General features: G+C 34.7%; 8 protein-coding genes. 6 read left to right on the forward strand and 2 right to left on the reverse strand.

Features of this window, described 5'->3' with window-relative positions:
- Positions 1 to 29: 29 nt before the first annotated feature.
- Entirely contained in the window at positions 30 to 2090 is a 2061-nt protein-coding gene (locus EKM03_RS08120) for a M1 family metallopeptidase (protein ID WP_126740159.1), read from the reverse strand.
- Between the two features lie 102 nt (positions 2091 to 2192).
- Here EKM03_RS08120 and EKM03_RS08125 point away from each other — a divergent pair, with 102 nt between their 5' ends.
- On the forward strand, positions 2193 to 2930 hold the full coding sequence (locus EKM03_RS08125; protein WP_126740160.1) for a diphthine--ammonia ligase: 738 nt from the start codon (positions 2193 to 2195) through the stop codon (positions 2928 to 2930).
- Between the two features lie 409 nt (positions 2931 to 3339).
- On the opposite strand, the gene EKM03_RS08130 is transcribed toward EKM03_RS08125, so the two are convergent.
- Positions 3340 to 3885 carry a DUF1697 domain-containing protein gene (locus EKM03_RS08130; protein WP_126563741.1) on the reverse strand — a complete coding sequence of 182 codons (546 nt, stop codon included), beginning with the start codon at positions 3883 to 3885 and terminating at the stop codon, positions 3340 to 3342.
- Positions 3886 to 4024: 139 nt separating this feature from the next.
- Here EKM03_RS08130 and recG point away from each other — a divergent pair, with 139 nt between their 5' ends.
- The 5 genes from recG to EKM03_RS08155 all read left to right on the forward strand — a co-directional run bounded on the left by recG (position 4025) and on the right by EKM03_RS08155 (position 13119).
- The gene (recG, locus tag EKM03_RS08135) at positions 4025 to 6133 is read left to right on the forward strand and encodes an ATP-dependent DNA helicase RecG (protein WP_126451461.1); all 2109 of its coding nucleotides are present in this window, start codon (positions 4025 to 4027) and stop codon (positions 6131 to 6133) included.
- A 377-nt stretch (positions 6134 to 6510) separates the two neighbouring features.
- Complete coding sequence (locus EKM03_RS08140; protein WP_126740161.1) at positions 6511 to 7581, forward strand: efflux RND transporter periplasmic adaptor subunit; 1071 nt, start codon at positions 6511 to 6513, stop codon at positions 7579 to 7581.
- A gap of 60 nt (positions 7582 to 7641) precedes the next feature.
- Positions 7642 to 10737 carry an efflux RND transporter permease subunit gene (locus EKM03_RS08145; RefSeq protein ID WP_126740162.1) on the forward strand — a complete coding sequence of 1032 codons (3096 nt, stop codon included), beginning with the start codon at positions 7642 to 7644 and terminating at the stop codon, positions 10735 to 10737.
- Between the two features lie 52 nt (positions 10738 to 10789).
- Positions 10790 to 12103 (forward strand): TolC family protein, encoded by a 1314-nt coding sequence (locus tag EKM03_RS08150; protein WP_126460124.1) that lies wholly within the window; start codon positions 10790 to 10792, stop codon positions 12101 to 12103.
- A 152-nt stretch (positions 12104 to 12255) separates the two neighbouring features.
- Positions 12256 to 13119, forward strand: coding sequence for a bestrophin family protein (locus tag EKM03_RS08155; protein WP_126740163.1), 864 nt, complete (start codon positions 12256 to 12258; stop codon positions 13117 to 13119).
- Positions 13120 to 13178 lie beyond the last annotated feature (59 nt).

Raw genomic sequence — 13178 nt, forward strand, 5'->3', positions numbered from 1 at the left:
AATCTTATATTATTATCTCGTTAAAGTAATTAAAAAATCAATCTTTTCAATTGAAATTGCTCCTTTTCAATCAAATTTGGTAAAATCCTTTCGAATGAAAGCTGCATTTCTTTGTTTTTTAGCAAGGTTCTAATGTTGTCTCTCGCAAATTTTGAAAACTGCCACATTTGATGTGTTGATGCATTGATCAAGTTTTTCAAAACCGTGTCGTTTATTATTCCAAAAGTAAGAAGATTTTCCAAAGCATTTTGGCGTGTTGTCGCTTCATAAATTGAAGAAGAATAATTCACCAATTCCGTGATTAAATCCGTTTTGTCTGATGCATAATCTGGACTTGACAAGGCTAAGCTAAGCCACAAGGTTTTAAGATTATAATCATTAAAACCAATCCAGTCTTTGGATTTATCCAAATAAAGAGAGCGATATTCGGGGAAATTATTCCATAAATGATACAACGCTATTTCTTGGGTTTGATAGGAATGATCATCGAGTAAAGTCTCATATTGCAAACGGAAATCTTCGGGTATTTTAGTCAAAGTACTAGCTACTGCCTGACGCACTTGGAGATTTTCAGTTGTTAAAGCCAATGCCAGAAGTTCTTTTTTATCTTCCCATTTTTCATTTTTTAATTGATTTAAAATAACTTCTTTTACCAAAAAATAGACGTCAGATTGCATTGTTTTTTCAAGAAAATCCTTTTTCTCTGACAACGGTTTGTTTTTTAATTTATCGACTTCAAACAACGCCTGAATTGATTTGTTTTTAAGCAATAAACTATTGGCTTGTTGTGTATTGAAAACAGTAGTTTCAAGCCATACTTCACTAAAATTATCTAAATCATAACTAGATACTTTTTTGATTTCAGCAAAAAAATCTGTTGTATTCACATTTTGAAATGCATTTTTTTCTAAATAACTTTTTACCGCTTTTTTAAACGCCTTATCCCCTATTTCTTTGTGTAAAACAAAAAGTGCCCAAGCTCCTTTTTGATAAAAAGTCAATGAACTGGCTTTGGCATTCAAAACCGGAATGCTATCCGTTCTGGAAGCGTATTTTAATTGTGATGCCGACTCATATAATTTGGAATAAAAATAATCTTCTCCATAGATTTCCTTTTCGGCTAAAAGTGCATAATACGTTGCAAAACCTTCTTGTAACCAATGATGCTTGCTGCTTTCGGCAGTGACTAAATTCCCAAACCACTGATGCGCTAATTCATGCGCATTGACATTCGTGTAACTTCTGTCTTCAAAACCTGTAGAATCCACCACATAACGCGTGTTGAAAAGCGTTGCTGATGTATTTTCCATTCCGGCATACAAGAAATCTCGAACAGGTGCTTGTTTGTAAATTTCCCAAGGATACTTCACTCCTATTTCCTTTTCTAAGAAATCAAACATTTTTTTAGAGTTGCGATAGGTTGGTTCAAATTTGGAAACGTCTTTTAGTCCCAAATACATTTCTAAAGGAATTCCAGAATTTGATTTCTCGATTTTTTTTTCAAATTTACCGATGGTAAGCATCAATAAATACGAACTCATTGGTTTTTGCATTTGGTATTGCCAAACCGAAAGTCCATCAAATCCAGATTTAAATCTCAAAGTTCCATTTGAAATTACCTGATACTCTTTTTTGAATATAATATTCAAATTGAAAACCACTTTTTCATTCACATCATCAAAACTCGGAAACCAATGACTGGTATATTTTCCTTGTCCTTGCGTCCAAATTTGTAAATTATCATTTGCTTCTGAACCCACGAAATACATCGTTTGTTTTGGCTTAGCTGAATATTGAAAGGTCAAATTATTTTTTCCTTTTTTAAATGGAAAAATGATTTGCAATTGTTTTTGTGTATTGCGGTAATTGATTGCTTTTCCGTTCAGTTTTACATCTGAAAATTCTATGTTTTGGGCATCAATTTTAATGGTATCTATAGATTTCAAAACATTAAAATCATAATTAACATCACCAGAAACAGTTCTTTCAATTGGATTTATTACAATTTTCCCTAAAACTGATTTAAAATCAACAAATTGGGTTTGTTGGGCGAATGTGAACGTGGAAATAAAAAAGAATAGGTATTTCATTATGATACATTTAATACTGTAATTTTCAAAGTTACAAAGGTTTCCTAAACTAATCCGACAAATTTTGTAAGTTTACCTACAGAAAATTACAAGATAATTACATTGAAAAAGAAAGCCTTATTTAATTGGAGCAGCGGAAAAGATTCTGCACTGGCCTTATATAAAACGCTACAAAATCCAGAAATTGAAATTGCCAGTTTACTGACCAGTGTGAACCAAGAACATCAGCGTATTTCGATGCATGGCGTCCGAGTAGAATTATTGAAACAACAAGCCGAAAGCATTGGATTGCCTCTTGAAATTATGCAAATTCCTGAAATGCCAACCATGGAGGTGTACGAAAATGTGATGCGGGAAACATTGGCAAAACTAAAAAACCAAGGTGTTACACATTCGATTTTTGGTGATATTTTTCTGGAAGATTTACGTAAATACAGAGAAGACAAACTAGCCGAAATAGGTTTTGAAGGTATTTTTCCGCTTTGGAAAATCCCAACACATGATTTAATTCAAGAATTTATCAATTTAGGTTTTAAAACAATTGTGGTTTGCGTCAATGAACGCTTTTTAGATAAAAGCTTCGTTGGTCGCGTGATTGATCAAAATTTCATCAATGAATTACCTGAAAATGTAGACGTTTGTGGCGAAAACGGCGAATTTCATACTTTTACTTTTGATGGACCTATTTTTTCCAAACCAATTGATTTCGAAATAGGAGAAGTTGTTTATAGAAAATACGAAAAACCAGAAAAGGAAGATTCATCTGACACTGCTTATGACACGAGCGCTTCTGATGCATTTGATTTTGGTTTTTGGTATTGTGATCTGGTTGAAAAATAATCTATTTAATGGCTAATAAATTCAGTACTTTAGGATAGGCTTCATTTTTATAATTAAGGTTTTAAAAAAAAAGTACCAAAAATTTTTCAACTCCTGAGATCTCTTTCGCAAAAATGCTTCATAATCCTAAATTTAACCGCATCAAAATGTTCAATAAGCACTTATTAATTTACTTTTTTAACTAAAAGTGTAAAATAATATTTGACATCGTTTACACAGATATTCTTGAGATGATTCTTTTTGTAAAAGGTTGCGTCAAATTATAAATATTTTATTTCTAAAGTTAAAAATAGATTCTGAAACATCCTTGTTTTGACTCTAAAAAAATACCGCTAATTCGCAAATTTCAAATGGATGATAACATTTGAAAATTAGCGAATTAGCGGTTATACTAGATTTTAAAGTCTTATTATCTTTCCTCGTAAAGTTTCAGTAATTGCGTCACAGTATTCCAATTGCGGATTGTTGCAATAACGTTTAGCTTCTTCTCGATGTATTTTTGGTCGAATCGGGTTTTTCCGGCGCCAACAGCATATTTTATAAAAATTCTGCTGCCGTCAATACTGGCTTCATCCGGTTTGAACTGACTTATTCTCAAATCATTCATACCGCTACTTTGTAACGTAGTCGAAATAAAAGCCACATATAATTTCTTAGTATCAATATCTTTTTCCTTCAAGAAAGGATTGTTCTTGAAACATGCTTCTAAATCTGCAGAGCTAATGACTACAACCGGCACTTCATGACCAAAAGCCTTGAAAATTTCCTGCTTTATTTTGAATCCAACAGCAGCTGAACTTTCTTCTTCTGTATCTACAAAAACATTGCCCGATTGAATATACGTTTGTACATTTTGAAAACCAATGGCTTCCAAAGTTGTTTTTAGCGCCTCCATTTTTATCATACTGTGACCGGAAACATTTATGCCACGGAGTAATGCGAGATGAGTTGTCATTTATTACTTTTTTTTACGAAGGTATTGCGTTTGGTGTTAATTTCACAATTAAGTTAAGTTTTAACTTTACATTTTTAATAAAGCATTTTAGAATCAATTACACTTTCCAAATTTCCAAACAAAAAACTATCTTCGCACTATGCAACAAAACCTCCTACTCACTCCCATCGAATACTTGAAAGGCGTTGGTCCCAATCGGGGCGAATTGCTACGTAAGGAATTGGGAATTTATAAGTACGTGGATTTGGTTAATTTTTTTCCAAATAGATACATAGACAGAACGCGCTATTACAAGATTAACGAACTGCAAAATAATAGTGCCGAAGTTCAGATTATCGGTAAAATCATCAACATCAAAACTGTAGAATTTGGCAAAAACCAAAAACGATTGGTAGCGACTTTTGTAGATGATACAGGACAAATGGAACTCGTTTGGTTTCAAGGTCACAAATGGATTCGGGAGAGTTTAAAGCTCAATGAAATGTGTGTTATTTTTGGGAAATGCACCTCTTTTGGAAATGCGTTCAACATGGCGCATCCCGAAATTGAATTGATGACAGAGCATGAACAAAGTCTGCGTTCAGCGATGCAACCCGTGTATCCTTCGACAGAAACTTTGACTAATCGCGGAATTTCAAACCGGGTGATTAATAAACTGATGCAGCAATTGTTTCTGGAAACACAAGCGTTATTCACGGAAACTTTACCGGATTATTTGATTAACGAATTGAAGCTGATTCCTAAAAAAGCGGCTTTATTCAACATTCATTTTCCAAAAAGTGCTGATGTTTTAGCTAAAGCGAAATTCCGATTAATATTCGAAGAATTGTTCTTTATCCAATTGCAATTAATCACGAAGAATCTCATCCGAAAACATAAAATAAAAGGACATCCGTTTACAACTGTAGGCGAAAACTTCAATGATTTTTATCAGCATCATTTGCCTTTTCAACTGACAAATGCTCAAAAAAGAGTGATAAAGGAAATCCGAACCGATATGGGAAGCAACGCCCAAATGAACCGATTGCTGCAAGGCGATGTAGGTTCCGGAAAAACAATTGTGGCTTTTATGAGCATGCTTTTGGCGCTTGATAATGGCTTCCAAGCCTGCTTGATGGCACCAACAGAAATCCTCGCCAATCAGCATTTTATCGGTTTATCCGAATTGGCCGAAACTTTAAATATAAATATCCGAATCCTAACAGGTTCTACCAAAATAGCTCAACGCCGAATTATCCATGAAGAACTGGAAAACGGTACGTTACATATCCTTATCGGAACGCATGCTTTACTAGAAGATAAAGTAAAATTCAAGAATTTAGGACTGGCTGTAATTGATGAGCAACATCGTTTTGGCGTAGAGCAACGCTCTAAATTATGGAAGAAAAATGTGATTCCGCCACACGTTCTGGTAATGACCGCCACGCCTATTCCCCGCACTTTGGCGATGAGTTTGTATGGCGATTTAGACATTTCAGTAATTGATGAACTGCCTCCGGGACGAAAACCGATTCAGACCGTACATCGTTTTGACAGCAACCGTTTGAAGGTTTGGAAATTCCTTCGGGACGAAATCGCTTTGGGTCGCCAAATCTATATAGTGTATCCGCTCATCCAGGAATCGGAGAAAATGGATTTCAAGGATTTAATGGACGGTTACGAAAGTGTTTCCAGAGATTTCCCATTGCCACAGTATTCGATTTCAATTTTGCACGGAAAGATGAAACCAGCGGAAAAGGATGCAGAAATGAAACGCTTTTCAGAAGGGAAAACTAATATTATGGTTGCGACAACTGTAATTGAAGTTGGCGTGAATGTTCCTAATGCCAGCGTGATGATTATTGAAAGTGCGGAACGTTTTGGATTGTCGCAACTCCATCAGCTTCGAGGTCGCGTGGGTCGTGGTGCGGAGCAAAGTTATTGCATCCTGATGACAAGTCACAAATTGAGTTCTGACAGTAAAACCCGAATGGAAACGATGGTGCAAACAAACGATGGTTTCGAAATTGCGGAAGTCGACTTGAAGCTTCGTGGTCCGGGTGATTTGATGGGAACCCAACAAAGCGGCGTACTGAATCTTCAAATTGCCGATTTAGTTCGAGACAGAGATACTTTGGCTTTAGCCAGAAATTATGCTTTAAAACTTCTGAAAGAAGATGCAGGGATGCAAAAACCGGAGCATACCGCTTTGAGAGTTGTTTTCTTAGAAATGACAAAAAAGAAAAACATCTGGAATTATATTAGCTAACCTAAATTCTTATTTTGAGAATAATGTTCAACTTTTGTTTTTGATTAAAACTAAAACGGCGAGAAGTTGATATTTTATCTTGCTAACGTAATTTTTGATCGTATGTACTTTTGAATTTAGTTTCGTTAAATACTATTTTTTCTATTATCAATTAAACCATTTCCGTTTTTTGTAGTCCTACAATCTAATGAGTTTCTGAAAACATTTTTTTTAATGCTATATTTCTAAAATATTTAGAATTCAGAAACGTATTTTTTACGGACAAGACATTTGTATGTACAAACGTTAAATAAAAATTAACACCTCAATTAATTCATTTCTAAAACCTAAATTTGTCTTTAACTAAAAAAACTGAGACCTAATCTTACTTAATAACTATGAAAATTAAATACCTAGTTTATGCCTTGCTAACAATTGGAATCATTGGATTTATTGGTTACCGAATAAAAGAAAACAAAAGTAAAAGTGGCGATTCAAAAGATCAATCAGGAAACATCAAATCAATGAATGTCAGTGGAATTATTGTAGAGCCACAAACGTTTGATAATAATTTATCGCTATCTGGTTCTATTGAAGCCAATGAACAGGTTGAAATCCGGAGTGAAGTTTCAGGAATTGTTGAACGAATTTATTTTAAGGAAGGAAGTAGCGTTAGCAAAGGTCAAGTACTTTTTAAAGTGAATGATTTAGAGTTAAGAGCCCAATTGAGACAAGCATCTACTCGAGAAGGATTAGCTTCAGAAAATGCAAGAAGAGCACAATTATTACTTCAAAAAGAAGCCATTAGCCAGGAAGAATATGATTTAGCCCGAGCGGATCTAAAATCAGCAGAAGCCCAAACTCAGTTGATTCAAGTTCAAATTGCCAAAACATCTGTACGAGCGCCCTTCTCAGGAAAAATTGGTTTGCGTTCTATTTCTCCGGGGATTTATATTACACCTTCCATGTTGATTGCAAATCTTGTGAACACCAGCAAGCTAAAAATAACTTTTTCGATTCCTGAAAAATATGCTACACAAATTAAGAAAAACACCTCTTTACACTTTACAGTAGCCGGATCTAATAAAAAATATAGCGCTATGATTTATGCTATTGAGCCAAGAGTGTCTGTAGCTACCAGAACCATACAAGTACGAGCATTAGCAGAAAACAAAGACGGTAACTTATTACCGGGACTTTTTGCCGATGTAGAAATGCCTTTGGATATTATCAAAGATGCGATCTTAGTCCCAACAGAAGCGATCATTCCGGTTCAAAACGGTAAAAAAGTTTTTATTTCCAGTGGAGGAAAAGCAAAGCAAGTGATGGTCGAAACCGCCACCAGAACGGATGCTTCCATCTTAGTACTTTCAGGACTTAAGGCGGGTGATACTTTATTGACCAGTGGTATTATGTCCTTAAAAAATGATGTTCCTGTAAAAGTAACTGTCGCTAAAAATAATATTTAAGGTCAATACCCTTAAAATTAAATCCCTTTGTTTATTGGGATTAAAAACTAAATTAAAACAATGAGTTTATCAACTTTAAGTATCAAAAGACCTGTATTAACTATAGTAATGAACCTTTCCATTGTGTTATTTGGAATAATTGGATATAGTTTTTTGGGAGTCCGGGAATTTCCTTCTATTGATCCTGCGCAAATTTCGATTCGAACCAATTATGCCGGAGCAAATGCGGATATTATTGAGTCACAAATTACCGAGCCTATAGAAAAAGCAATCAATTCTATTGAAGGAATTCGAAATATTACTTCGTCGAGTACCCAAGGAAACAGCAGCATAACCATTGAATTTAATTTAGGTAAGGATCTTGAAGCTGCCGCAAATGATGTCCGGGATAAAGTATCTCAGGCAGTACGAAATTTGCCAGAAGACATTGATTCCCCTCCTGTTGTCTCTAAAGCAGATGCCGATAGTCGTGCCATTATTTCGATGACAGTTCAAAGTGATTCCAGAAATTCCCTAGAATTAAGTGATTATGCTGAAAATGTTATTGCCCAAAGATTAGAAACAATCCCTGGAGTCAGTGGAGTTCAAATTTGGGGACAACAGAGATTTGCCATGCGTTTATGGATTGATCCTGTCAAATTAGCCGCTTACGGATGTTCTGTAGCCGAAGTTAGAGATGCCTTAAATCAACAAAATGTAGAACTCCCTTCTGGAAAAATAACGGGCAATAATACGGAATTAACAGTAAAAACAGTTGGAAATTTATCTACAGCCGAAGAGTTCAATAATATTATCATTCGTTCCGAAGGAGCAAAAACGGTTCTTTTTAGTGATATAGGTACAGCGGTTTTAGGACCTGAAAATCTGGAAACAAAAATGACGCAATCCGGTTTACCGTTAGTGGGTGTAGCTATAGTTCCGCTTCCTGGTGCAAATTATTTAGATATTTCTAAAGAATTCTACAAAGAATATGATAAATTAAAAAAGGATTTACCCAAAGATATTAAATTAAACATTGTTATTGACAGCACTATTTTTGTAAAAAAATCCGTTATTGAAGTGGCTGAAACCTTATTAATTTCTATCATTCTGGTAATTCTGATCATTTATTTATTCTTTAGAGATTGGGCTATTGCCATTAGACCCTTAATTGACATACCGGTTTCGCTAATTGCAACGTTCTTCATCATGTATCTTTTTGGTTTCTCGATAAATGTACTGACTTTATTAGCTATTGTTCTTGCTACAGGCCTGGTCGTTGATGATGGAATTGTTGTCACGGAAAATATTTTTAAGAAGGTCGAAGAAGGGATGTCTCCAATTGAGGCAGCTATAAAAGGCTCTAATGAGATCTTTTTTGCTGTAATCTCGATTTCAATTACTTTAGCAGCCGTATTTTTACCGGTAATTTTTCTGGAAGGATTTGTTGGGCGGCTATTTCGGGAGTTTGGCGTCGTCATAGGAGCCGCAGTATTAATTTCGGCTTTTGTCTCATTAACATTAACACCGATGTTAAATGCCTATTTGATGAAAGGCGGGGAACAAAAAAAATCAAAATTCTATATTTATTCGGAACCATTTTACCAAAGATTGAATAGTGGTTATGCCAGTGCATTAAGTACTTTTATGAAACGAAAATGGATCAGTTTTCCCATTCTTATAGCTTGTTTTGGATTAATATATGTATTTTTTAATTTATTGCAAAAAGAAACTGCACCTTACGATGACCGTAGTGCTCTTGTTATGAGAATGACAACTCCTGAGGGTTCGTCCTACGAATACACGGACCGGTTTATGCAAGAATTATCACAATTAGTAGATGATTCTATTCCGGAAAAAAAGGTTGCTTTAGTAATTACATCACCGGGATGGGGTTCCTCCTCTGTAAATAGTGGAATGATTCGACTGGCACTCTCAGAAACAGGGGAACGAGAAAAATCTCAAAAGGAAATTGCAGAAAAATTAAACCGATTAACAAAAAAATATCCCGAAATTAAGACTTCAGTTATTGAAGAACCTACTATTGCAGTAAACAGACGTGGAGGTCTACCGATTGAATACATTATTCAGGCACCTAATTTTAAACAATTAGAAAAAAAGATTCCTGAATTTATGGATGAGGCTGCCAAAAACCCTACGTTTTCGGTTACCGATGTAAACCTAAAATTTAACAAACCCGAAATCAATGTTACTATTGATCGGGAAAAAGCGAAAAGTTTAGGTATATCTGTTATGGATATTGCACAAACCTTACAACTTTCTTTGAGCGGACAGCGTTTTGGTTATTTTATGCGCAATGGAAAACAATATCAGGTCATTGGACAATTTGAACAAGAAGATCGATCCAAACCTTTGGATTTAACTTCTATGTATGTAAAAAATAGTAGTGGAGAATTAATCCAAATGGATAATGTTGTTAGTATTCAAGAACAGAGCAATCCGCCACAATTGTACCACAATAACCGATACATGTCAGCCACTGTAACTGCCGGATTAGCACCGGGAAAAAGTATCAGTGATGGAATTGATGCCATGAATGAAATTAAAGCGAAAGTACTTGACGACACTTTTACCACTGATTTAGGGGGCGAATCCAGGGATTATGTAGAGAGTAGTTCTAATACCTCTTTTGCTTTTGGATTGGCTTTACTGTTAATATTTTTGATTCTGGCAGCACAATTTGAGAGTTTTATCGATCCTTTAATTATTATTTTGACAGTTCCAATGGCTGTTGCAGGTGCTTTATTCTCCCTTTGGTTGTTTGATCAGACGTGGAATATTTTCAGCCAAATTGGAACGGTAATGCTTATTGGATTAGTCACGAAGAATGGGATTTTGATAGTTGAGTTTGCCAATAAACTGAGAGAAGAAGGAAAACCAAAACTGGAGGCTATTTTAGAAGCTTCTGAATCCAGACTTCGTCCTATTTTAATGACTAGTTTAGCTATTTCATTGGGAGCTTTGCCTATTGCGCTATCTTTAGGAGAAGCATCTACCAGTAGAATTGGAATGGGAGTTGTCATTGTTGGCGGAACAATTTTCTCTTTAATTCTAACTTTATTTGTAATCCCTGCCATGTACTTAATGTGGTCTAAAGCTCGAAAACATTATCCTGAATTTGATCATATTGAAGAATATGAAAAAGAAGTTCGATAATTTGAACGGAGCTACAAATGACAAGGATTTATCTGTGACAAAAAAAACAATTATGACAAACACTAAAATACTCTTTCGCAGTTTAATTTTAATTTTCTTTTGTATTTTAAATACCCAAGCACAAGAAGTGCTAACATTGGAAAGTGCCATAAAGATAGCATTGGAAAACAATTACGAAATAAAAATTGCAGCCAATAATTTAAAAATAGAAAAAACAAACGTAGCGGTTGGAAATGCAGGAATGCTACCCACCGTAACAGCTTCTGTAGTGGATAATAACAGCGTTCAAAATAGTTCCCAAACCAGGCAAGACGGAGCAGAAACGAAATTAGACAATGCTAAAAATAACAGTTTGAGTTATGGTGTAGGTCTGAACTGGACCATTTTTGACGGATTCCGAATGTTTGCCCGAATGAACCAGCTCAAAGAGTTACAAAAACTTGGGGAAGCCCAATTAAAGCTGACCTTAATTACTAAAATTAGTGACGTAAATGCTGCTTATTATGATTTAGTGCAGCAACAACAACAATTGGCCGCTTTGGATACGACAATTGTTATTTCAAATCAGCGATTAATTTTGGCACAAAACCGATTTACAATCGGAAAAGCATCTAAATTAGAGGTTTTGAATGCTCAGGTAGATTTAAATACTGACCAAGTCGCACTTTTAAGACAAAAAGAACTCTATGCTAACAGCAAAATCCTGCTGAATCAAATTATGGCCAGAGATCTTAAAATTAATTTTAAAGTAATCGATGTACTTGCAGTAGACCGACTGTTATTTCTTCCGGAACTTACTGTGCTGGCCGAAAAGCAAAATCCACAATTAGAAGCTCAGATCATCAATAAAAGAGTAGCTGAATTGCAATTGAAGCAAATCAAAGCAGGACGTTATCCTACAATCAGAGTTAATACGGCCTATAACTTTTCAGAAAGTCAATCCAGTCTTGGTTTCGTCACACAATCGCAATCCAGAGGTTTTAATTATGGCTTTACAGCAACATTAAACCTGTTTGATGGCTTTTCTCAAAATAGAAATGAAAAAATAGCGAAAATTCAAATTGAAAATTCCAAAATATCAATTCAGCAACAAAATTTGATCCTAAATGCTCAATTGGCAACCTCCTATCAAACCTATTTGACCAATTTAGAATTGATAACATTAGAAGAAAAAAATCAAGCAATAGCCCAACAGAATTTGACTATAACTTTAGATAAATTTCGCATTGGAACCATTACCACTCTAGAATTCAGAACCGCACAATTGAATTATGTTAATGCAAAGGTTCGCTATAGTAACGCCCAATTTCAAGGCAAATTATCTGAAATTGCACTTCGAGAATTGGCGGGAAATCTTATTTTTTAATTTGACAATAATTCACAATTTTGTTCTTTTTTCCATGGCTCAATTTTCAAATTTTAAGGGCAAAACGAATGGTAGTTTACAGTAAAAATTTTGATTCCTTATTTAGAACCAGAAAGTTCATTTTAGTTTATTTTTGCAAATAAAAAATCTGAATGACTTCGTATAACCCTAAAGATTGGATTAGTTTTATTTTCCATTTAAGCAAAGCCGATACTTTTCGGAAATTGATACCAATGATGCTACTTATTGGTGTTTATTCCGGTATAATAGGGTATTTGGAAATTGAATATTGGCATTTGCCGGATAACAGTCCCGTAAAAAACATTTCAATAATGCACGGAATGTTGGGTTTTGTAATTTCATTATTATTAGCCTACCGAACCAATACAGCTTATGATCGCTGGTGGGAAGGAAGAAAATTATGGGGATCATTGGTAAATAACAGTCGTAATTTATCTATTAAATTGTCTGCAATGTTGCAGGACGAAAAAGATCGTAATTTCTTTCGCAAAATAATTCCCGGGTATGCCTCAATTTTACACAAACATTTAAACGACCGTGACACCAGCCTGCAACTTTTTGACGATTTGGATTTAGACATTGATCATCAGAAACACAAGCCTAATCAGGTCGCAAAAATGATGTTTCAAAAAATCAATGATTTGTATGTTTCTAAAAAAATAACAGGCGACCAACTCTTGATTTTAAATACTGAAGTTCATTCGTTTACTGATATTTGTGGTGCTTGTGAACGTATAAAAAACACTCCTATCCCCTATTCATACAGTGCTTTTATCAAAAAATTTATTTTTATTTATGTACTGACTTTGCCTTTTGGATACGTGTTCAGTTTGGGATATTATGTAATTCCGGTTGTGGTATTTATCTTTTATGTTTTAGCAAGTTTAGAGCTGATTGCCGAAGAAATTGAAGACCCTTTTGGCATGGATGCCAATGATCTGCCCACTAAAAAAATTGCAGAAAACATAAAAAAACACGTCGAAGAATTAATTTAAATATTCCATAAATAGCACTAAAATTTAAGTTATTTACTTTAAATTTAGACTTTTCCTTT

The sequence above is a fragment of the Flavobacterium sp. GSP6 genome, from assembly GCF_003984855.1.
In the GTDB taxonomy this organism is placed as follows: domain Bacteria; phylum Bacteroidota; class Bacteroidia; order Flavobacteriales; family Flavobacteriaceae; genus Flavobacterium.